Raw genomic sequence first — 20,184 nt, 5'->3', positions numbered from 1 at the left:
CGCGCGCGGCCCGCCTCAACCTCAAGCGGGAATGCATGGTGAATACGCAAGCGAAACATCCTTATGCCGACCTCGCGGTGAAGACCGAGGAGGAAGACGTCGTCCTGGGTCAGCTGATCCAGGTGATTCTCGACGATATCTGGCTGCTTCTCGGCATCGCGCTTTTTGTGATCGCGCTCGCCGGGCTCTACTGCTATGTCGCGAAGCCGGTGTATTCGGCCGACGCGCAGGTTCGCGTCGAGGCGAACGACAACACGTCGCAAGCGCTCACGCAGACGCAGACGGGCGCCGTCATCAACAGCGGCCCGGCGACGCCGCCGACCGACGCGGAAATCGAGATCATCAAGAGTCGCGGCGTCGTCGCGCCGGTCGTCGAGCAGTTCAAGCTGAACTCGTCGGTCACGCCGAACACATTTCCGATTCTCGGCGCGATCGCCGCGCGGCTCGCGACGCCAGATCGTCCGGCGAAGCCGTGGCTCGGACTGTCGTCGTTTGCGTGGGGCGGCGAGGAGGCGGACGTCGATTCGGTCAACGTGACGCCCGCGCTCGAAGGCAAGAAACTGACGTTGACGGCGGGCGCGGGAGGCGACTACACGCTCGCCGATCCGGACGGCAACCTGTTGTTGCGCGGCAAGGTCGGCGAGAACGAGCAGGGCGGCGGTGCGACGATCAGCGTGTCGAAGCTCGTCGCGCGTCCCGGCACGCGCTTCACGGTGATCCGGCAGAACGATCTCGACGCGATCACCGGATTCCAGTCGGCGATTCAGGTGGCCGAGCAGGGCAAGCAGACGGGCGTGATCCAGATCTCGCTCGAAGGCAAGGATCCCGAACAAACCGCGCAGATCGCAAACGCGCTCGCGCAGTCGTACCTGCATCAGCACATCACGAGCAAGCAGGCCGAAGCGACGAAAATGCTCGATTTCCTGAAGAATGAGGAGCCGCGCCTGAAGTCGGATCTCGAGCGCGCGGAGGCGGAGCTCACCGAATATCAGCGCACGTCGGGCTCGATCAATGCGAGCGACGAAGCGAAGGTCTATCTCGAAGGCAGCGTCCAGTACGAGCAGCAGATCGCCGCGCAGCGGCTGCAGCTCGCGGCGCTCGCGCAGCGCTACACGGAAGAGCATCCGCTCGTCGTCGCGGCTAAGCAGCAGCTCGCGCAGCTCGAGGCGGAGCGCGCGAAGTACGACGGCAAGTTCCGCGGGCTGCCGGCGACCGAAGTGAAGGCGGTCGCGCTGCAGCGTAACGCGAAGGTCGCGGAAGACATTTACGTGCTGCTGCTCAATCGTGTGCAGGAGCTGTCAGTGCAGAAGGCCGGCACGGGCGGCAGCATCCGCCTCGTCGACGCGGCGCTGCGCCCGGGCGTGCCGGTGAAGCCGAAGAAGGTGCTGATCCTGTCGGCGGCGACGCTGCTCGGCCTGATCCTCGGCACGAGCGTCGTGTTCATGCGCCGCAACCTGTTCCATGGCATCGAGGATCCGGATCGCGTCGAACGCGTGTTCAACCTGCCGCTGTACGGCCTCGTGCCGATGAGCGCCGAGCAGACGCGCTTCGATGCCGCCGACAAGGGCCTTCGCGTGCGGCCGATCCTTGCGTGCGCGCGGCCGAAGGACCCGAGCGTCGAAAGCCTGCGCAGCCTGCGCACCGCGATGCAGTTCGCGCTGATGGACGCGAAGAATCGCGTGATCGTGTTGACGGGCCCGACGCCCGGCATCGGCAAGAGCTTCCTTGCCGTCAATCTCGCTGCGCTCGTCGCACATTCGGGCAAGCGCGTGCTGCTGATCGATGCCGACATGCGGCGCGGCTCGCTCGATCGCTACTTCGGCACGGGCGTGAAGAGCGGTCTGTCGGAACTGCTGAGCGATCAGGTCGCGCTTGAAGAGGCGATCCGCGAAACGTCGGTGCCGGGGCTGTCGTTCATCCCGTCGGGCTCGCGTCCGCCGAATCCGTCGGAGCTGCTGATGTCGCCGCGACTGTCTCAATACCTCGACGGCCTCGCGAAGCGCTATGACGTGGTGATCGTCGATTCCCCACCGATCCTCGCCGTCACCGACGCGACGATCTTCGGCGAGCTCGCCGGCTCGACGTTCCTCGTGCTGCGCTCCGGCATGCATACCGAGGGCGAGATCGGCGATGCGATCAAGCGGCTGCGTACCGCGGGCGTGCAACTGCAAGGCGGGATCTTCAACGGCGTGCCGGCGCGCACCCGCGGCTACGGCCGCGGCTATGCGGCCGTGCACGAATATCTGAGCGCATGACGCGGACCCTGCTTCGATCGACGAGGTGACGATGAAAATTTCCGTACTCGTGCCGACTTACCGGCGTCCCGCGGATCTCGCGCGCTGCCTGATCGCATTGCAGCGGCAGCGCATGGCGCCCGAAGAAGTGATCGTCGTCGCGCGCCCCGACGACGATGCGACCCACGAGCGGCTCGCCGATCCGGGCGTGTGCGGCGCGCTTGCGCTGCGGATCGTCGTGGTCGACGTGCCGGGGCAGGTGGCGGCGCTCAATCGCGGCCTCGACGCCGCGCGCGGCGACGTGATCGCGATCACCGACGACGACGCCGCGCCGCGCGCCGACTGGCTCGAACGGATCGGCACGATATTCGCCGCCGATCCGCGCGTCGGCGCGGTGGGCGGCCGCGACTGGGTGCACGAGAAAGGCCGGCTGCTCGACGGCGAGCAGCTGCTCGTCGGCCGGCTCACCGTGTCGGGCAAGATCATCGGCAATCACCATCTCGGCGTCGGCGGCGCGCGCGAAGTGGACACGCTGAAGGGCGCGAACATGAGCTATCGCCGCGCGGCGATCGAAGGACTGCGCTTCGACACGCGCCTGCGCGGCGCGGGAGCGCAGACGCACAACGACACGTCGTTCAGCATGTGCGTGAAGCGCGCGGGCTGGAAGCTCGTCTACGACCCAGCCGTCGCGGTGGACCATTATCCGGCCGAGCGTTTCGACGACGATCGGCGCGACGCCGCGTCGATGGCCGCGCTGTCGAACGCCGCGTACAACCTGCATCTGACCTTGCGCGAGCATCTGCCGCCCGCGCGGCGCGTGATCGCGTGGTGGTGGTGGACGCTCGTGGGCACGCGCGCGTACCCGGGCTTCGTGCATGTCGTGCTGACCGTCGCCGCGAAGAACGGCGCGAGCATGCGTGCGCGTTGGCGCGCGGTGCGGCGCGGCGCGCACGATGCGCGGCGCATGGCGTCCGCGCCGCATGTCGGCGCCGCGCGATGAGCGACGCATTGCAGATTCATTCGATTCGGGCTGGAGTTTTCGCATGACCGCCACGAAGGTTCACGTTCATCTGTTTTACGGCGCCGATCCGCGCACCTATCGCAAGGGCGACGAAATCGGCTGCCTGTATGGCTATCACCATGCGGAGTCCGAAGAGTTCACACTGACGTATTCGCACGACACGCGCGAGAGCCGGCTCGTCGGTGTCGGCCGCCGCGCGCTGAAGTACGTGCTCGGCTTCGATCTGATGCATGCGTGGCGCAACCGGGCCGCGCTGCTCGATTCGGATGTGATCTGGACGCACACCGAGCAGGAGCATCTCGCGGCGTCGCTCGTGCTGAAGCTGTCGGGCGCGCGCGGCGCGAGGCCGCTGCTGCTTGCGCAAAGCGTGTGGCTTCTCGACAAATGGCCCGGCTACGGCGTCGTGCGCCGCTGGGCATATCGGAAGCTGCTCGGCCGCGCGGACGTGCTGACGACGCTTGCGCGCGACAACGCGGAGCTGTGCCGCCGCTATCTGCGGCGCGATGCGTTGCAGGTGTACTACGGGCTGAATACGCAGGATTTCCCGATGTGCATGCCGGACGCGTGGTCGCCGCATCGGCCGCTGCGCATCGCGGCGATCGGCAACGATCGCGACCGCGACTGGAAGACGTTCGTCACCGCGTTCGGCGGCGACGCGCGCTATGACGTGCGTCTCGCGACGCGCCGCCGGATTCCGCGTGCGCTGCATGCGCCGAACATCGAGATCGCATCTGTGTCGGGCATCGAGAGGCAGCGCGAACTATACGACTGGGCGGACCTGATCGTCGTGCCGCTGCGGCCGAATCACCACGCGTCGGGCATCACGGTGATGCTCGAGGCGGCGGCGGTCGGCAAGCCGATGATCGTCAGTGACGTCGGCGGGCTGCGCGATTATTTCCCTCATGGCACGGCGACCTACGTGCAGCCGTTCGACGTGAGCGCGCTGCGACGCGCGGCCGACGCGCTCGCCGCGCGGCCCGACCAGGCGCTCGCGCGCGCGCAGGCGGCCGCACGCCGGCTGCAGGAGCGCGATCTGACGACGCAGCAATTCGCCGCGCAGCACATGCGGATCACGCGCGATCTGTTGACGCGCCGCCGTGCGCATGCGGCGGCGAAGGCTGCGCTGTCGTTCGCGGATTCGCGTTCGCGCTCGAACGGATGAGGGCGGCGACGATGAGCGTGACGACCCTGCCCGTTCCTGCATCCGGCCGAGGCGCGAGCCGGCGCAAGTTACTGAGCGATCCGAAGCATTGGGTCGCGCAGGTGGGCTTGTGGACCGTCACCGCACTGCTGATCGCCGCGCATCAGGGCACGATTTTGACGTACGGTTTTCCGTGCCTCGCGATCGCGGCCGGCTTGTGGCTGTACTTCATGAGCCCGGCGCGCTATGTCGGTTTCATGTGGTGGATGTGGTTCCTGAGCCCCGAGGTGCGACGCCTCGCCGACTGGTCGAAGGGCGCGTATACGCCGACGAGCCTGATCCAGATCGCGCCGCTCGCGGTCACGATGATCGCGGGGCTCGGCTTGCTGCGCCATTACAGGGTGCTCGCCGAGCGGCGCGGATTGCCGGTGCTGCTGATCCTGTTCGGCCTGATGTACGCGTTTCTCGTCGGCGTCGTGTCGAGCGGGCCGCTCGCCGCCATCTACGACCTCGCGAACTGGCTCTACCCGGTGCTGATCGGCTTTCACATCGTCGTGAATTCGCGCGACTACCCCGAGTATCGCAAGGTGATTCTGTCGACGTTCGTCTGGGGAATGCTCGTGATGGGCGTCTACGGAATCGTGCAGTTCTTCGTGATGCCGAAGTGGGACGTGCTGTGGATGGTCGGCTCGCAGATGAGTTCGCAGGGCGATCCGGTGCCGTATGGCGTGCGCGTGTTCAGCACGATGAATTCGTCGGGGCCGTTCGCGTTCGCGATGATGGGCGCGCTCGTGTTCATGATCGCCGCGACCGAGCGCGTGCGCTGGATTGCGGGCGCGGCCGGCTTCATCTCGTTCTGCCTGTGTCTCGTGCGATCGACGTGGGGCGGCTGGGTGATCGCGCTCGTGATCCAGCTCGCCAAATCGAGCAATCGCGTGCGCGTGCGGATCATCGGCAGCGCGATCGTGCTGGCCGCGCTGTGCGTGCCGCTCTTGACCGTCGGGCCCGTCGCGGACCGCCTCGGCCAGCGCCTGCAATCGATCACGAACCTGAAGGATGACCGCAGCTACGACGATCGCAACAAGTTCTATGCGACGTTCGCGCAGACCGCATTTACCGACGTCGCGGGCGAAGGGCTCGGCGCGACCGGCGCGTCGACGAAGCTGTCGAGCAGCAACGGCGATCTCGGCAAGTATGGCAGCTTCGACAGCGGCGTGATGAACGTGCCGTTCGTGCTCGGCTGGCCCGGCACGCTGCTCTATCTGTTCGGGTTCGTGTGGCTGCTCGGCCGCGTGCTGCGCGCATCGTTCCGGCTGCGCCGCGACAAGTTCGTCGCCGCGTGCCTGAGTCTCAGTTTGTCTGTCTTCGCGATGCTCGTCTTCACCAATTCGTTCATCGGCACGGGAGGGCTGTTGCTGTTCATGAGCATATTTTCGATCTTGTCCGCGGCGCACTGGCAAAAGCTACAGCGCGCGAGCGCCGCGCGTTTTCCGGGAGCCGACCAGTGAGAATCGTCATCGTCACGCACGTCGTGCGGCATAACGACGGCCAGGGACGCGTCAACTACGAGATCGCGCGAGCGGCGCTCGCGGAGAACTATCCGGTGACGCTCGTCGCGTCGAATGTCGCGCCGGAGTTGCTCGCGGATGCGCGCGTGCGCTGGATTCCGATGAAGGTGGGCCGCTTCTGGCCGTCACACCTCGTCAAGCAGCAGGTGTTCGCGATCAAGAGCGCATGGTGGCTGCGCAACCATCGCGATGCGTACGACGTGTTGCACGTCAACGGCTTCATCTCGTGGGTGCGCGCTGACGTGAATACCGCGCACTTCGTCCACGGCGGCTGGTTCGCGAGCCCCTACTACCCGTTCGGCTTGTCGAAGGGGCTGTGGTCCGCGTATCAGTACATCTATACGCGAACGAACGCGCTGCTCGAACGCTGGGCGTACCGCCGCTCGCGCGCGATTACGGCCGTGTCGCGGAAGGTGGCCGACGAGATCGAGCGGATCGGCATCGACGGCGAACGGATCGGCGTGATCTACAACGGCGTCGACACGCAGGCGTTCGCGAACGCGGCGCCCGATCGCAATGCATTCGGTTTGCCATCCGAACCATTCATGCTGCTGTTCGTCGGTGATCTGCGCACGCCGCGCAAGAACCTCGGCACCGTGCTGAAGGCGCTGACGCAGTTGCCGACGGACGTGCATCTCGCGGTCGCGGGATACTTGCCCGGCAGCCCGTATCCGGACGAGGCGCGCGCGCTGAAGATCGATTCGCGCGTGCATTTCCTCGGGCTCGTCAAGAACATGCCGACACTGATGTCGTCGGTCGATGCGTATGTGTTTCCTTCGCGCTACGAAGCGATGAGCCTGTCGCTGCTCGAAGCGATGGCGGCGGGGCTGCCCATCGTGACCGCCCGCACCGCGGGCGGCGCGGAGATCATTACGCAGGACTGCGGGATCGTGCTCGACGATCCCGACGATCCGGTCGCGCTCGCGCAGGCGATCGGACGCCTCGCGCGCTCGCGCGAAGCGTGCCGCGCGATGGGCGAGGCGGCGCGCAAGCTGATGGAGGGATTCGGGTGGGCGCGCATGGGCGCGCAATACATCGCGCTGTATCGGCGGCTGCGCCAGTCGTCGCAGTCGCCGTCGCTCGTCAGCGCCGAGCATGCCGTGACGCAGGAGCCATTGTAATGAAGCACACCGTAACGTCGATCAAGTCACTGCAAATCGGCATGCATTGGTTTCCCGAACGCGCGGGCGGGCTCGACCGCATGTATTACTCGCTCGTCGGCGCGCTGCCGGGCGCGGGCGTCGCGGTGCGCGGCGTCGTCGCGGGCTCCGAGCGCGTCGCGGCCGACACGGGTGGCGCGATCCGCGGCTTCGGTCCGGCGACGTCGTCGCTGCCGCGCCGGATGATCGCCGCGCGCCACGCGCTGCGCGACGTGGTTCGGATCGAGCGGCCGGACGTCGTGTCGTCGCATTTCGCGCTGTACACGTTCCCCGGTCTCGACGTGACGCGCGGCATTCCGCAGGTGTCGCATTTCCAGGGACCGTGGGCGGACGAGAGTCACGTCGAAGGCGCGGATTCGCTCGGGCAGAAGGTCAAGCACCGGCTCGAACAGGCGGTCTACGCGCGTTCGCTGCGGCTCATCGTGCTGTCGAACGCATTCGGCCAGATTCTCACGTCGCGCTACAACGTCGATCCGGACCGCGTGCGCGTCGTGCCGGGTTGCGTCGACACCGCGCAATTCGATCTGCCGATGACCTCCGCCGACGCGCGCCGCAAGCTGCAACTGCCGCAGGACCGGCCGATCGTGCTCGCGGTGCGGCGGCTCGTGCGGCGCATGGGGCTCGAGGATCTGATCGACGCGGTGAAGATCGTGCGGCGCCGGCATCCGGACGTCCTGCTGCTGATCGCAGGCAAGGGGCGGCTCGAAGGCGAATTGCAGAAGCGGATCGATGACGCCGAACTGGGCGACAACGTGAAACTGCTCGGCTTCGTGCCGGACCATCATCTGGCCGCGCTGTATCGCGCGGCAATGCTGAGCGTCGTGCCGACCGTCGCGCTCGAAGGGTTCGGCCTCATCACCGTCGAATCGCTCGCGTCCGGCACGCCGGTGCTCGTGACGCCCGTCGGCGGGCTGCCGGAGGCGGTCGCCGGCTTGTCCGAGGCGCTCGTGTTGCCCGAGATCGGCGCGCGCGCGATCGCGGACGGGCTGACAGCGGCGTTGTCGGGCTCACTCGTTCTGCCGGATGCCGATGCGTGCCGGCGGTATGCGCGCGAGCATTTCGACAACGCGGTGATCGCGCGGCGCGTCGCGGAGGTTTACGAGGAAGCGATTCGGGCAGGAGCGTGATGTGCGGACGCGGCGTTCGGACGTTCGCCTACCCGCGCGCAATGTGCGGCGCGAAGGATGGGCCGCACTGCACCGTCGTGGATTTTCTGGTGAGTCTGGTCGAGGCAGGACGCCGTGCGGTGCAATGCCGCCGGCCGGGCGTTTTCGAACGATGTTCGCAAGCGTTGCGCGAGCCGTTGTGCGTTCTCTGCATCGTCGTGCCGCTCGAACCGGCGGCCGACTGCGTGCGCTGAAAATTCAGTGCCGATCGCCGCGCCACTGCCCGGGTGCGAGTCCGAACCGTTTCGTGAAAGCGTGCGTGAACGCGCTCTGATCGGCGAATCCGACTTCGCCTGCGATATCGGTCAGCGAACGCTTCGGATCCCCTAGCAATACGACAGCGGCATCGAGCCGCAGCCGTTGCAGATAGCGATGCGGCGTTTCGCCGAAAGCGTCGCAAAAGAGCTGATGGAAACGCCGCATGCCGAAGCCGCAGTGGGCGGCGAGATCGGCGATTCGCAGCGGCTCCGCGAGATGCGCGCGCAGCCAGCGGTCGATTCGCGCGAAGTCGAGCCCGGCGGCCGGCCGCGGCGACGCGCCGCCCAGCTCGCCGACGAGCGCGCCGCAGAGGCGCGCGGCCGCCTGCCAGTGGAAGCGCCGGACCGATGCGACGTCGACGCGCGGCTCGGGTACGACGCGCGACGCGAGTTCGCCGACGAGCGTCGTCAGACCCGGATCGATCGGCAGCGTCTTCGCGCGCTCGAACAGCCGCTCGGGCACCGCGAGCGATCCGAGCGGCAGGTCGAGCACCAGTTGGCTGTTGTCGCCGAGCCCCGCGTATTCGTGTCGCGAGCCTGCCGGAATCAGCCAGGCGGAGCGGTAGTCGATCCGTTCGTCGGCGCCGTCGACCGTCATCGTCATCGAGCCGTCGACGCCGAGCACGATCTGATGGAAGTCGTGCACGTCCGACTCCTGCATGGCGCCGTAGCGGCGCAGCGAGAGCGTCGGCGAAGCGAGGCGGGCCATGATGCGGCGACGGTCGATGGTCGTCTGACGACGGAACGATGCCGGCGTCAGACGTCGAGCAGTTCGACTTCGAACACGAGCGTCGCGTTCGGCGGAATCACGCCGCCCGCGCCGCGCGCGCCGTAGCCGAGTTGCGGCGGGATCGTCAGACGGCGCACGCCGCCCACCTTCATCCCTTGCACGCCTTCGTCCCAGCCCTTGATGACCATGCCGCCGCCGAGCACGAACGCGAACGGGTCGTTGCGGTCCTTGCTCGAATCGAACTTCTGACCGTCGGTAAGCCAGCCGGTGTAGTGGACGCTCACCGTCTGGCCCGCGCGCGCTTCGGCGCCCGCGCCTTCGGTCAGGTCTTCGTATTTAAGGCCCGATTCGGTGGTGACGACTGTCATGAAATGCTCCTGAAGGAAACGAAATGATCGCTATTGTAGGGGAGCCGCGCGATCTCGGCCGGATTTCCCGGCGCGCACGGCTTGGCGGATTCGCGCGATGCGGCGGAAAAGCGGCCCGAGATTGCGTTTACGAGACGAGGCAATAGCCGGCACAACTACGCCGAATCGCCCGCCACGCCTGGCTCTGCGGCGCGCGTCACGGCGCTTTGCGGCCGCTCGTCGTTTGGAAGGCCGCCACTAACACGCGCCTTGCTTATCCGCGCATCCTCGCCATATTGTTTCAGCTATTAATGTAAAGGTTGTGGCGGCCGAACTGCGAGCGTGCGGCGGCCGGCGCCGCGTGACTCGGCGGGTGCCGACGGTATGCGGCGGCCGGTGCGCGAGCGACCCGGCGTCGAACCGTCGAATTGCGCGAGCCTTTCGCCGGCGGATGCGATGCAGGCCTGGCCCGCGTCGACACAGCCAACGATCGCTCAGATAGGAGACATCGATGAATCAACCCGCGAAGTCGACGGACCCCGTGTTCGTCATGCCCGTGCGCCGCGACCTGCGCTTCAATCTGCCGGTCGAGCGCGCGACGAATTGGCACGGGCAGGGCTCGCAAGTCTCGCATTTCTTCAATGCGCTATCGCTGCTGTTTCCGGCGGGCGAACGCTTTTTCATGGATTCGGTGCGCAACTACCGCGACCGGATCGACGATCCAGTGCTGAAGAAACAGGTGCTCGGCTTCATCGGTCAGGAAGCGATGCACACGCGCGAGCACATTGAGTACAACGAACTGATGCAGGCGAACCGCCTGCCCGCACGCAAGCTCGACAAGCGCGTGTGGAAGGTGCTCGGCTGGCTGAAGAAGGTGCTGCCGCATTCGGTGCAACTCGCGCATACGGTCGCGGCCGAGCACTACACGGCGATGCTCGCGAACTGGTTGCTGTCCGATCCGGCTGTGTTCGCCGGCTCGCACGAAGGCTACAAGCAGATGTGGCAGTGGCACGCGCTCGAGGAAACCGAGCACAAGGCGGTGTCGTTCGACGTGTGGAACGCGGTGATGAAGCCTGGTCCGAAGCGCTATCTGATTCGCGCCGGCATTTTTCTCATGACGACGCTGACGTTCTGGCCGACTGTGTTCCTGCTGCATACGCGCCTGATTCGTTCGGACCGCTACGCGGATCATCGCGTGCGCGGCCTCTGGCGCGTGATCAAGCTGCTGTACGGACCGCGCCACGGGATGTTCCCGAGCATCGCGCGCGAATGGCTGAGTTTCTTTCGGCCGGGCTTCCATCCGTGGGATCACGACAATCGCCATCATCTCAAACGCGTCGACGGCATCGTCGCGGCGACGCAGGCGCGCGACGCGCAAAAAACGCTGCCGCCGATCGATCTCGACGGCGCGAAGCCGGCGTGAGCCGGCGCGATCGGCCGGGCCGCCGTATTTGACGGCGCGCCTGATGGCGCGTCGCCGCCTTCGTGCCGCTTGCCGTTGAGTCGGTCTGTCACCCTTGCGTTTCTCCGTGTCGTCGAGCCAGTCGGCAATGCTGCTGCCTGCTGCCGACCGCCGGTTCGCCAACTGCCAACTGCCAACTGCCAACCTGCCAACCTGCCAACTCGCCAACTCGCCAACTCGCCAACTCGCCAACTCGCCAACTCGCCGATTCGCCGATTTGTCGACCGCCCAAGCCGCCCACGCAGTTCAACTCGCCCAAGCCGCACGTCCATCCCAAATCGGCCGAATCTCCGCCACCTTGCGGCGTTCAGACCCTACCAACCGGCCCAATCCGCCGCTTATCGGGATCCGCCATCATTTTTCTTGCAATGATCTCAAAATGGACTAATCTTGTTAGTAGATTCATTTTGAGACTAACCGCCATGTCCCATCCCGTTCTGAAGCCGCTCCCGCATCCGCCGGAGGCGACGGTCGCGCAAATGTCGGCGGCCGGCCTGCGCGCATTTTTCAACATCGCGCGCGACTGGGATCTGTCGACCGACGAGCAGATCGTCCTGCTGGGCTCGCCCGGCCGCTCGACGTTCTTCAAATGGAAGGCGTCGCCGCAAACCGCGCGTCTCACGCACGACACGCTTGAGCGCCTGTCGCTCGTGCTCGGCATCTACAAGGCGCTGCAGATCCTGCTGCCGCAGCCGACCGCGGCGGACGCGTGGGTCAAGCGTCCGAACGACGCCGTGCCGTTCAACGGCAAGCGCGCGCTCGACCGGATGCTTGCGGGGAACATCAGCGATCTCATCGCGGTGCGGCAATATCTCGACGCGACGCGAGGCGGATGGGCGTGAATTTCCCCGAACGGCAGACGAACTGGCCCACCGCGGCGCTTCACTGGACGCCCGCCTATCGCGTGATTCCCACGCGCTTTCCCGCGATCAACCTGTTCGACCGCGTTGCGTCGGCCGAGGACTTCGACGCGCTCTACGCGCTTGAGGCGCTGACCAACGACCGCGTGCGCACCGAAGTCGGCGTGCTCGGCCTCGTGCCGCCCGACGAGCGCCGCTTCGGGCCGGGCTACGGGCCGATCATGGCGGCGTTCACGCACCTGAATCCGAACGGCAGCCGTTTCTCGGACGGCAGCTATGGCGTGTTCTATTGTGCGCACACGCGCAATACGGCGATCGCGGAGACGCGCTTCCACGCGTCGCTGTTTCTTGCCGCGACGAAAGAGCCGCCGATGCGTCAGCAAATGCGGCTCTACACGGTGGTCGCGCAAGGCGGGGTCGCCGACGTGCGCGCGTGGCGCGAGCGCGATCCGGCGCTCCTCGATCCCGTCGACTATACGGCCGGCCAGGCATTCGGCCATGCGGTGCGCGATGCGGGCGGCGCGGGCATCGCGTATCCGTCGGTGCGGGATCCGGGCGGCGAGTGTCTCGCGGCGTTCAGGACGGCGCTGTTGCGCGATTGTCACCATGCCGCGTATCTCGAATACAACTGGAACGGCGCGGCGATCGACGCGGTGTTCGAGCTGAATCAGGTCGGCTGAGCGCGCGGGCCGGGCACGACGCCGCGCGGCGGCGCATCGAGGCAACTGAATCGCGTCAAGGCAGCGGGACGTCGGCCGCGCCCTGTTGGCGCGCGGCCGCGACCGACAGCGACCAGCATTCGCCGCTCTTCGTGTCGAGCAGCGTGAGCCGGCCCGACGGATCGAACGCGCCGGTGTCGATGAAGGTCTGCGCGCCGATGCGCACGACATCGTGCATCGGCGTGTGCCCGCAGTAGGTGGTCGACAGGCCGTTTTGCCGCGCGGCCGGATCGGTGCGCCCGTACGCGAGCTCGCGGCCCCACAGCAGGCGCGTGATCACGTCCGGCGCGTAGTCGCCGCGGTCGAGATCGGCATCGCTGCCGAAGAATTCCGCATGCAGCACGTTGAAGCGCTCGTTGCCGTCGCCGACGACGCGCACGAGCGGCAGCTCGCGCAGCCGCCTTGCGTGGCGTTCGAGCGTCTCGGCGGGCAGATCGGCCGCCCAGTCGCCGCCGATGCGCTGCCAGACGCTCATCGGCAGCCTGCCGGCAGCGACCGAGCACAGCACGTCTTCGTGATTGCCGAGCACGCAGTGGAACCACGGGTGGTCGAGCAGCGCGAGCGCCGCCTCCGACTGCGCGCCGCGGTCGACGAGGTCGCCGACCGAGAACAGCCGGTCCCGTGCCGGATCGAAGCGCACGGTGTGCAGCAGCACGCGCAGCGGATCGACGCAGCCGTGCAGATCGCCGACGACGAAATCGCGGCCGGCATGGTTCGCGGTATGGCGACGGATCAGGGGAGCGGTGTCCATTCGCCCATCTTAGGACACAGCCGCGCTTGGCGCAGCGAGACAACATGACGATAATCGCTGCGACGCGCCGCAGCGGCGGCGCGAACTTTCACTCGACTTTCGAATATCCCGGCGAGAAACCATGACGTTCTATCCGCAAGTGCTGCGCAATCGTCCGCGCATGGTGACCGCGGTCGCCATCGGCGCCGCGTTCGGCCTGCTGTTCCCGCACCCGCTGCGGCCGTTCGCGCGCATTCTGATCGGCTGGGATTGCACGATCTGGCTGTATCTCGTGCTGATGTGGGTGAGGATGGTGCGCGCGCATCATCACAAGGTGCGCGAGATCGCGATGCGCGAAGACGAGAACGCGACGATCGTGCTGACCATCATCTGTTTTGCAACGGTCGCGAGCATCGCAGCAATCGTGCTCGAGCTCGTCAGCGTGAAAAGCGTCGGGTTCCGTTCGGGCCTCGGGCACTATGCGGTGACGGGTGCGACGATGTTCGGCGCGTGGTTCCTGATTCCGACGATCTTCACGCTGCACTATGCGCGGCTCTACTATCTGTCGCCGAAGGAAGCGCGCGCGCTGTCGTTTCCGGACCGCGAACTCGAGCCCGATTATTGGGATTTTCTGTACTTCTCGTTCACGATCGCGGTTGCGTCGCAGACGTCGGACGTATCGCTGCGCGGCAGGTCGATCCGGCGTGCGGCGCTCGCGCAGTCGATCCTGTCGTTCTATTTCAACATGGCGGTGCTCGGACTGTCGGTCAACGTCGCGGCGGGGCTGCTGAGCTGAAATCGAAGGCCCGGATGTTGCATGCTGCGTCAGTCGTGCGCATTCGCGCATATGCCGCGGTGCCTGGGCGATTTTCGTAATATGCAGCCGATTCCTTGCATTGCCCGGATGCGCTGCCTAATATGCAGCCAGGAGGCTGCATATGAACACATCGACCGATCGTATCGAAAAGCGGATCGTGCTGAACGCGCCGCGCTCGCGGGTGTGGCGCGCGCTGACGAACGCCGATGAGTTCGGCGCGTGGTTTCGCGTCGATCTGACAGGGCAGGCGTTCGAAGCGGGACGGCGCGTCGAAGGCCGCATCACTTATCCCGGCTATGAGCATCTGGTGCTGCAGATGCGGATCGAGCGGATCGAGCCGGAACGTCACTTCTCGTATCGCTGGCATCCGGCCGCGGTCGATCCCGCAGTCGACTACTCGCAGGAGACGCCGACGCTCGTCGTGTTCGAGCTCGCCGACGCCGAAGCCGGCACGCTGCTCACCGTCGTCGAATCGGGCTTCGACAAGCTGCCGATCGAGCGCCGCGCGGACGCGTTCCGGATGAACAGCGGCGGCTGGGACGAGCAGATGAAGAACATCGCCGCGCATGTCGACGCGCGCTGACGGGCGGCCGCCGCGCGCGCCGCTCAAGCGCACGCAGTTGCGCGATTGCGCGGCGGTGTTCGCCGCGCTCGGCGACGAGACCCGCCTGCGGATCGTCGCCGCGCTGTGCGCGGGGGCGGCGCTGTCGATCGCGCAGATTACCGCGGGCACCGACATCACGCGACAGTCGGTCACGCAACATCTGCAGGTGCTCGCGGAAGCGGGGCTCGTGCGCGGCGTGAGGGTCGGGCGCGAGCGGCTGTGGAGCTTCGAGCCCGCGCAGATCGACGCGGCGCGGGCGGCGCTGGACGCGATCGGACGGCAGTGGGATCGGGCGTTGCTGCGGCTCAGGCAGGCCGTCGAGGAATGACGGCGGCGCCGCTCGCGATGCCTACCCGACGCGTTCGGCGACCGGCATCGCGGCTTCCTCCGCGAGCGACGGGTAATCGGTAAGCCCGCGCGCATCGCCGCCGAACAGCGTCTCGCGCCGATGCGCATTCCACGGCGCATTCTGCCGGATTCGCGCGGGCAGATCCGGATTCGCGACGAACGGACGCCCGAACGCGATCAGGTCGGCCCAGCCTTCGGCGATCGCTTCGCGTGCACGCTCCGCCGTGTATTTGCCTGCATAGATCATCACGCCGCGATAAGCGGCGCGCAGCCGCTGCTTGAACGACACCGGCATGTGCGGCGCGTCTTCCCAGTCGGCTTCGGCAATGTGGATGTAGCCGACGCCGATCTCGTCGAGCAGCTTCACGGCCGCGGCGTACGTCGTCTCGGGATCGGCGTCGACGCAGCCGTTGAGCGTCGTCAGCGGCGCGAGACGGATGCCGACGCGCGCGGCGTCGCCGGTGCCTTCGATCAACGCGCGCGCGACGTCGCCGAGCAAGCGCAGCCGGTTCTCGAGCGAGCCGCCGTATGCGTCGGTTCGCGTGTTGGCGTTCGAATCGATGAACTGATTGACGAGATAGCCGTTCGCACCGTGCAGCTCGACACCGTCGAAGCCGGCTTCGATCGCGTTGCGCGCCGCGTCGCGGAATTGGCGGACGATTTCCGGAATCTCGTCGAGCGTGAGCGCGCGCGGCGTCGATGCCTGAACGAAGCCGGGTGCGCCGCCATCGCCCGCGACGAACACGCTGACGCCTTCGGCCTGCAACGCGGACGACGACACCGGCTGCGCGCCGCCGAGCAGGCTCGTGTGGCTCAGCCGCCCGACGTGCCACAGTTGCGCGAACATGCGCCCGCCCGCCGCGTGCACGGCGTCGGTGACTTCTCGCCAGCTCGCGATCTGCGCGGGCGTATGGATGCCGGGCGTCCACGCATAGCCCTTCGCGAGCGGCGCCACGTAGGTGCCTTCGCTGACGATGAGGCCGGCGCTCGCGCGCTGCGCGTAATACGCGGCCATCAATGCGTTCGCCTCGTCGCCGGGCTGCGTCGCGCGCGAGCGCGTCATCGGCGGCATCACGATGCGGTTCGGCAGGGTCAGGCCGCCGAGTTGCAGCGGTTCGAACAGGGGATCGTCGTTCGTCATGTTCACTCTCCGGATAGGTAATACGGCGCGCACGCCGCGGATGCGTTCGATCAGGCAGCAGCGGCTGCGTCAGTCCCAGGCGGGTGCGAGGCCGTCCGGGCTCACTTCGCGGCCGTTGCGTTCGAGCGCCGCGATCTGCGCGAGCTCGTCGTCGGTCAGGCGAAGCTGCTGCGCGAGCCGATTGCTCGCGAGATGCGCGCGTTTCGTCGACGACGGAATCACCGAGTAGCCGAGCTGCAGCGCCCATGCGAGCGCAACCTGCGCGGGCGTCGCGCCGTGGCGGCGCGCGATCTCGACGAGCGTCGGATCGCCGAGCGCCTTGCCGTAGGCGAGCGTCATGTACGACGTCACATGGATGCGCTCGCGCTGCAGGAACTCGACCAGCTTGCGGTTCTGCAGATACGGGCTCAGCTCGATCTGGTTCGTCGCGATCGTGTCGCGGCCGACAGCGGCGATCGCGCGCTGCGTCAGCGCGACGGTGAAGTTCGACACGCCGATCCCGCGCGTGAGGCCGGCTGCTTTCGCTTCGGCGAGCGCCGTCATGAATTCCTCGATTGCAATGCCGTTGCCGGGCGCCGGCCAATGGATCAGCGTCAGGTCCACGTAATCGGTGCGCAGTTTCGCGAGGCTCGCTTCGAGGCTCGCCGCGAGCTTGTCCTTCGCGTAGTTGTCGACCCAGATCTTCGTCGTGAGAAAGAGCGCGTCGCGCGGCACGCCGGATTCGGCGATCGCGCGGCCGATTTCCGCTTCGTTGCCGTAGATCTGTGCGGTGTCGATCGCGCGATAGCCGAGTTCGAGGCCGTCGCGCACGGAATCGATCACGGCCTGGCCTTGCAGGCGGAACGTGCCGAGACCGAATGCGGGAATGGTGTTCATGTCATGCTCCGTAGTGCTGATGTTTCGGGAGGTGGGTGGAAATGGAATGCCGTCGATGCGGTGTATCGGCGGTTGCATGCGCGCTTCGCCCGATAACGATCCGCTCGCGAAGCAGCGCGGTGGACGCGTCGCCGTATTGACGCGGTGAATCGCGCGGCGCATCGAGTCGGAGGGCGCACGTGGCCTGCGATTCGTTCGGCATCCGGACGAGCGCAAGGCAATGGGCACGCTTGCCGGCATCCTTCAATGCGCGAGCGAGCCGGCGTCAGCGGTTCGTTCGGGCAAGCCCGCCCGACGATCGAGGCGGCCGCTCAGCGCCGTTAGCGCGAGCGCGCCGAGCGTGACCGCGCCTGCGATCCACGGCGTGTGCCCGAGGCCGACGTGCGCGACGACGAGCCCGCCGAGCGACGAACCGCCCGCGACGCCGAGGTTGAATGCGGCGATGTTGAATCCCGATGCGACTTCCGCCGATCGAGGCGCGAAGTGCCGCGCCTGCTTGACGACGTAGACTTGCAGTCCCGGCACGTTACCGAACGCAACGGCGCCCCAAGCGAGCATCGTCGATACCGCGAGCGCCGCGTGATGGATGGTGAAGGTCAGTGCGAACAGCACGACCGAGAGCAGCAGGAAGATGTGTTTCAGCGCGCCGATCGGGCCGAGACGATCCGCGAGCTTGCCGCCCCAGACGTTGCCGGCCGCGACCGACACGCCGTAGGCGACGAGCACGAGACTCACCTGCGACGGCGTGAAGCCCGCGATCTGCTCGAGGAGCGGCGCCATGAACGTGAACGCGATCAGCGAGCCGCCATAGCCGACCGCCGTCATCGCATAGACGAGCAGGAGCCGCGGATGCGCGAGCGCACGGGCCTGCTCGACGAGCGGCGCGGGGCGCGCATGCGGCAGGCCGCGCGGGATGAATGCGAGCGCGCCGACGGGCGCGACGACGCCGAACGCGGCGACGACGACGAACGTCGTACGCCAGCCGAAGTGCTGGCCGATGAACGTGCCGAGCGGAATGCCGGCGACGAACGCGACGGTCATTCCGCTGAACATTGTCGCGATTGCGCTTGCCGTCTTGTCCTTCGGCACGAGCGTCGTCGCGATCACGGAGCCGACCGAGAAGAACACGCCGTGCGAGAGCCCGGTCAGCACGCGTGCGACGATCAGCGACTCATAGCCGGGCGCGCGCCACGCGATGAGGTTGCCGATCGTGAAGAGCGCCATCAGCGCGGCGAGCAGCGTCTTGCGCGGCACGCGGCCAGTCAACGCGGTCAGCAGTGGCGCGCCGACAGCGACGCTCAGCGCATAAAGGCTCACGAGCAGCCCGGCGGACGGCAGGCTCACCCGCAGATCGGCTGCGATGGTGGGAATCAGGCCGACGATCACGAACTCGGTCGTGCCGATGGCGAAGGCGCTGAGCGTCAGCGCGAGGAGGGCGACGGGCATGATGGCGGTTCCGGCATCGATGAAGACGAAGCGGAGTGTGCGCCCTTTACTTTTGATGAAAAAGCGGTCTATAAACGAAATACTTTTGATTTGAAATCAAGTATGAAAATCACGCTCGACGAATTGCAGACGTTCGCGACCGTGGTCGACACGGGATCGATCACGGCGGCCGCGCAGCAGCTTGACCTGACCGTGTCGGCCACGAGCCGTACGCTCGGCCGGCTCGAGAAGAAGCTGCAGACGACGCTGCTGCGCCGGACGACGCGTCGTCTGGAACTGACCGAGGAGGGACGCGCATTCCTGCAGAACGCGCGTGCAATCATCGAATCGGTCGAGCGCGCGGAAGAACAGATGGCCGCGCGTCGCGAGCGGCCGTCCGGGCGGCTGCGCGTCGATGCCGCAACGCCGTTCATGCTGCATGTCGTCGTGCCGCTCGTGAACGGCTATCGCGCGCGCTATCCGCACGTCGAGCTGGAGCTCAACAGCAACGACGAGATCATCGATCTGCTCGAACGCCGCACCGACGTCGCAATCCGGATCGGTCGCCTGAGGGATTCGACGCTGCATAGCCGCGCGATCGGCAGCAGCCGGGTGAGGATCCTCGCCAGTCCTGAGTATCTGGATGCGCACGGACATCCGCGGCGTGTCGACGACCTCGGCAAGCATGCGCTCCTCGGCTTCAACCAGCCGGAATCGCTGAATCAGTGGCCGGTGCTCGGACGGGACGGCGAGCCGTACCGGATCGCGCCGGCGCTGGCGTCGTCGAGCGGCGAGACGCTCAGGCAGCTCGCGCTGCAGGGCGCGGGAATCGTTTGCCTGTCCGACTTCATGACCGCGTCGGACCGCGACGAAGGACGGCTCGTGCAACTGCTTCCGCGCCAGACGCGCGAAGTGTTGCAACCGATTCATGCGGTTTATTACCGCAATACGGCGATCTCGTCACGAATCGCGTCATTCATCGATTATCTGGCTGACGAAATGAAACGCATCGGATTGCAACGCGCGTGATACAGAAATGCCGCGCGTCGAATCGGCAAGTGCATCAGGCCTGCGGCGAGATGCGCTTTCATTTTTTTTGGCGCGCATTCGGTGCGATGCAGCGCTTCCCATGCCTGCAAACAAACGCAACCGCACGCGAGGCGGCACGCTTCGGACCATGCATTTATTTAGGTTGCCAAAAAACATCAACAAACGCTTAAATAACTGCTTCGGCCTTATTCTTGAATCGCGCCGAAATCGTGCAGGCATATTCTGGAAGTGATCTAAGTATTTCCGCGGGGAATTTCATCTAGCCTATCAATCAACGAATGTGGCGACGAACGACACGCATTCGAGCCGACGCCGCGCAACACGCACTCCGCCTGTTCGATGCGCGCTCGCCAGCGTTGCATCCGAACGCGGGCGCGCCGCTCCATCGGCGGACCGGCGGCGCATCGGCAGAACGATTCGAACAAGCAGCCAGCAGTCTGAGAGAAAGCAACAAGCAGTTAAACGACGAGGGGCCGGTAGTCGTTGACGAACGGACGTGCATCGCAGGCGCGCATGCAGGGTCGTTCG

19 protein-coding genes are annotated in these 20,184 nt (G+C 66.5%); 13 read left to right on the top strand and 6 right to left on the bottom strand.

Annotated features, from left to right (window positions below):
• The first annotated feature begins 35 nt into the window (after window positions 1–35).
• From WS62_RS00890 to WS62_RS00865, 6 genes are read left to right on the top strand one after another with little or no spacing between them, the layout of a single operon-like run.
• On the top strand, window positions 36–2,255 hold the full coding sequence (locus WS62_RS00890) for a polysaccharide biosynthesis tyrosine autokinase (RefSeq protein ID WP_066566476.1): 2,220 nt from the start codon (window positions 36–38) through the stop codon (window positions 2,253–2,255).
• A 31-nt stretch (window positions 2,256–2,286) separates the two neighbouring features.
• Complete coding sequence (locus WS62_RS00885) at window positions 2,287–3,234, top strand: glycosyltransferase family 2 protein (RefSeq protein WP_066566475.1); 948 nt, start codon at window positions 2,287–2,289, stop codon at window positions 3,232–3,234.
• 43 nt (window positions 3,235–3,277) lie between these two features.
• On the top strand, window positions 3,278–4,417 hold the full coding sequence (locus tag WS62_RS00880) for a glycosyltransferase (protein WP_066566941.1): 1,140 nt from the start codon (window positions 3,278–3,280) through the stop codon (window positions 4,415–4,417).
• A gap of 11 nt (window positions 4,418–4,428) precedes the next feature.
• Window positions 4,429–5,904, top strand: a complete 1,476-nt coding sequence (locus tag WS62_RS00875; protein WP_066566939.1) for a glucose-6-phosphate isomerase — start codon at window positions 4,429–4,431, stop codon at window positions 5,902–5,904.
• Window positions 5,901–7,085: a glycosyltransferase family 4 protein gene (locus tag WS62_RS00870; RefSeq protein WP_066566470.1), complete on the top strand. Its 1,185-nt coding sequence runs from the start codon at window positions 5,901–5,903 to the stop codon at window positions 7,083–7,085. The genes WS62_RS00875 and WS62_RS00870 overlap by 4 nt, the downstream gene beginning before the upstream one ends.
• Window positions 7,085–8,251: a glycosyltransferase family 4 protein gene (locus tag WS62_RS00865; protein ID WP_066566468.1), complete on the top strand. Its 1,167-nt coding sequence runs from the start codon at window positions 7,085–7,087 to the stop codon at window positions 8,249–8,251. The genes WS62_RS00870 and WS62_RS00865 overlap by 1 nt, the downstream gene beginning before the upstream one ends.
• Window positions 8,252–8,488: 237 nt before the next feature.
• On the opposite strand, the gene WS62_RS00855 is transcribed toward WS62_RS00865, so the two are convergent.
• Together WS62_RS00855 and WS62_RS00850 are read right to left on the bottom strand one after the other, a co-directional pair.
• The gene (locus tag WS62_RS00855) at window positions 8,489–9,256 is read right to left on the bottom strand and encodes an AraC family transcriptional regulator (protein WP_066566458.1); all 768 of its coding nucleotides are present in this window, start codon (window positions 9,254–9,256) and stop codon (window positions 8,489–8,491) included.
• 47 nt (window positions 9,257–9,303) lie between these two features.
• Window positions 9,304–9,645, bottom strand: coding sequence for an FKBP-type peptidyl-prolyl cis-trans isomerase (locus WS62_RS00850; RefSeq protein WP_066566456.1), 342 nt, complete (start codon window positions 9,643–9,645; stop codon window positions 9,304–9,306).
• Between the two features lie 490 nt (window positions 9,646–10,135).
• Here WS62_RS00850 and WS62_RS00845 point away from each other — a divergent pair, with 490 nt between their 5' ends.
• From WS62_RS00845 to WS62_RS00835, 3 genes are all read left to right on the top strand, one after another.
• The gene (locus WS62_RS00845; protein WP_066566454.1) at window positions 10,136–11,047 is read left to right on the top strand and encodes a metal-dependent hydrolase; all 912 of its coding nucleotides are present in this window, start codon (window positions 10,136–10,138) and stop codon (window positions 11,045–11,047) included.
• Between the two features lie 461 nt (window positions 11,048–11,508).
• Window positions 11,509–11,928 carry an MbcA/ParS/Xre antitoxin family protein gene (locus WS62_RS00840; RefSeq protein ID WP_066566449.1) on the top strand — a complete coding sequence of 140 codons (420 nt, stop codon included), beginning with the start codon at window positions 11,509–11,511 and terminating at the stop codon, window positions 11,926–11,928.
• Window positions 11,919–12,626: an RES family NAD+ phosphorylase gene (locus tag WS62_RS00835; protein WP_066566447.1), complete on the top strand. Its 708-nt coding sequence runs from the start codon at window positions 11,919–11,921 to the stop codon at window positions 12,624–12,626. The genes WS62_RS00840 and WS62_RS00835 overlap by 10 nt, the downstream gene beginning before the upstream one ends.
• A gap of 55 nt (window positions 12,627–12,681) precedes the next feature.
• Here WS62_RS00835 and WS62_RS00830 read toward each other — a convergent pair whose 3' ends face one another.
• Window positions 12,682–13,416, bottom strand: coding sequence for a metallophosphoesterase (locus WS62_RS00830; protein WP_066492385.1), 735 nt, complete (start codon window positions 13,414–13,416; stop codon window positions 12,682–12,684).
• A 121-nt stretch (window positions 13,417–13,537) separates the two neighbouring features.
• Between WS62_RS00830 and WS62_RS00825 the strand changes: the two genes are divergently transcribed.
• From WS62_RS00825 to WS62_RS00815, 3 genes are all read left to right on the top strand, one after another.
• Window positions 13,538–14,191 carry a DUF1345 domain-containing protein gene (locus WS62_RS00825; protein ID WP_066566445.1) on the top strand — a complete coding sequence of 218 codons (654 nt, stop codon included), beginning with the start codon at window positions 13,538–13,540 and terminating at the stop codon, window positions 14,189–14,191.
• Window positions 14,192–14,333: 142 nt separating this feature from the next.
• Entirely contained in the window at window positions 14,334–14,795 is a 462-nt protein-coding gene (locus WS62_RS00820; RefSeq protein WP_066566443.1) for an SRPBCC family protein, read from the top strand.
• The gene (locus tag WS62_RS00815; protein ID WP_066566441.1) at window positions 14,779–15,144 is read left to right on the top strand and encodes an ArsR/SmtB family transcription factor; all 366 of its coding nucleotides are present in this window, start codon (window positions 14,779–14,781) and stop codon (window positions 15,142–15,144) included. Before WS62_RS00820 ends, WS62_RS00815 begins: the two co-directional genes overlap by 17 nt.
• Window positions 15,145–15,165: 21 nt before the next feature.
• On the opposite strand, the gene WS62_RS00810 is transcribed toward WS62_RS00815, so the two are convergent.
• The 3 genes from WS62_RS00810 to WS62_RS00800 all read right to left on the bottom strand — a co-directional run bounded on the left by WS62_RS00810 (window position 15,166) and on the right by WS62_RS00800 (window position 18,627).
• Window positions 15,166–16,305 carry an alkene reductase gene (locus WS62_RS00810; protein WP_066566439.1) on the bottom strand — a complete coding sequence of 380 codons (1,140 nt, stop codon included), beginning with the start codon at window positions 16,303–16,305 and terminating at the stop codon, window positions 15,166–15,168.
• A 69-nt stretch (window positions 16,306–16,374) separates the two neighbouring features.
• A complete protein-coding gene (dkgB, locus tag WS62_RS00805) occupies window positions 16,375–17,181 on the bottom strand; it encodes a 2,5-didehydrogluconate reductase DkgB (RefSeq protein WP_066566436.1) in 807 nt (268 codons plus the stop codon).
• A 243-nt stretch (window positions 17,182–17,424) separates the two neighbouring features.
• Window positions 17,425–18,627, bottom strand: a complete 1,203-nt coding sequence (locus tag WS62_RS00800; protein ID WP_066566434.1) for an MFS transporter — start codon at window positions 18,625–18,627, stop codon at window positions 17,425–17,427.
• A gap of 102 nt (window positions 18,628–18,729) precedes the next feature.
• Between WS62_RS00800 and WS62_RS00795 the strand changes: the two genes are divergently transcribed.
• Window positions 18,730–19,635, top strand: coding sequence for a LysR family transcriptional regulator (locus tag WS62_RS00795; protein ID WP_066566432.1), 906 nt, complete (start codon window positions 18,730–18,732; stop codon window positions 19,633–19,635).
• Window positions 19,636–20,184 lie beyond the last annotated feature (549 nt).

The sequence above is a fragment of the Burkholderia sp. ABCPW 14 genome (assembly GCF_001523835.1).
Lineage (GTDB): Bacteria > Pseudomonadota > Gammaproteobacteria > Burkholderiales > Burkholderiaceae > Burkholderia > Burkholderia mayonis.
The sequence above is the reverse complement of the archived record's forward strand: the minus strand, read 5'-3'. Positions and strand labels throughout refer to the sequence as shown.

What these genes read in the sequence shown, in the direction of transcription:
- WS62_RS00890 (WP_066566476.1), top strand. Translation starts at nt 36, where the DNA reads ATGGTGAATACGCAAGCGAAACATCCTTATGCCGACCTCGCGGTGAAG.
- WS62_RS00885 (WP_066566475.1), top strand. Translation starts at nt 2,287, where the DNA reads ATGAAAATTTCCGTACTCGTGCCGACTTACCGGCGTCCCGCGGATCTC.
- WS62_RS00880 (WP_066566941.1), top strand. Translation starts at nt 3,278, where the DNA reads ATGACCGCCACGAAGGTTCACGTTCATCTGTTTTACGGCGCCGATCCG.
- WS62_RS00875 (WP_066566939.1), top strand. Translation starts at nt 4,429, where the DNA reads ATGAGCGTGACGACCCTGCCCGTTCCTGCATCCGGCCGAGGCGCGAGC.
- WS62_RS00865 (WP_066566468.1), top strand. Translation starts at nt 7,085, where the DNA reads ATGAAGCACACCGTAACGTCGATCAAGTCACTGCAAATCGGCATGCAT.
- WS62_RS00855 (WP_066566458.1), bottom strand. Translation starts at nt 9,256, where the DNA reads ATGGCCCGCCTCGCTTCGCCGACGCTCTCGCTGCGCCGCTACGGCGCC.
- WS62_RS00850 (WP_066566456.1), bottom strand. Translation starts at nt 9,645, where the DNA reads ATGACAGTCGTCACCACCGAATCGGGCCTTAAATACGAAGACCTGACC.
- WS62_RS00845 (WP_066566454.1), top strand. Translation starts at nt 10,136, where the DNA reads ATGAATCAACCCGCGAAGTCGACGGACCCCGTGTTCGTCATGCCCGTG.
- WS62_RS00840 (WP_066566449.1), top strand. Translation starts at nt 11,509, where the DNA reads ATGTCCCATCCCGTTCTGAAGCCGCTCCCGCATCCGCCGGAGGCGACG.
- WS62_RS00835 (WP_066566447.1), top strand. Translation starts at nt 11,919, where the DNA reads ATGGGCGTGAATTTCCCCGAACGGCAGACGAACTGGCCCACCGCGGCG.
- WS62_RS00830 (WP_066492385.1), bottom strand. Translation starts at nt 13,416, where the DNA reads ATGGACACCGCTCCCCTGATCCGTCGCCATACCGCGAACCATGCCGGC.
- WS62_RS00825 (WP_066566445.1), top strand. Translation starts at nt 13,538, where the DNA reads ATGACGTTCTATCCGCAAGTGCTGCGCAATCGTCCGCGCATGGTGACC.
- WS62_RS00820 (WP_066566443.1), top strand. Translation starts at nt 14,334, where the DNA reads ATGAACACATCGACCGATCGTATCGAAAAGCGGATCGTGCTGAACGCG.
- WS62_RS00815 (WP_066566441.1), top strand. Translation starts at nt 14,779, where the DNA reads ATGTCGACGCGCGCTGACGGGCGGCCGCCGCGCGCGCCGCTCAAGCGC.
- WS62_RS00810 (WP_066566439.1), bottom strand. Translation starts at nt 16,305, where the DNA reads ATGACGAACGACGATCCCCTGTTCGAACCGCTGCAACTCGGCGGCCTG.
- dkgB (WP_066566436.1), bottom strand. Translation starts at nt 17,181, where the DNA reads ATGAACACCATTCCCGCATTCGGTCTCGGCACGTTCCGCCTGCAAGGC.
- WS62_RS00800 (WP_066566434.1), bottom strand. Translation starts at nt 18,627, where the DNA reads ATGCCCGTCGCCCTCCTCGCGCTGACGCTCAGCGCCTTCGCCATCGGC.
- WS62_RS00795 (WP_066566432.1), top strand. Translation starts at nt 18,730, where the DNA reads ATGAAAATCACGCTCGACGAATTGCAGACGTTCGCGACCGTGGTCGAC.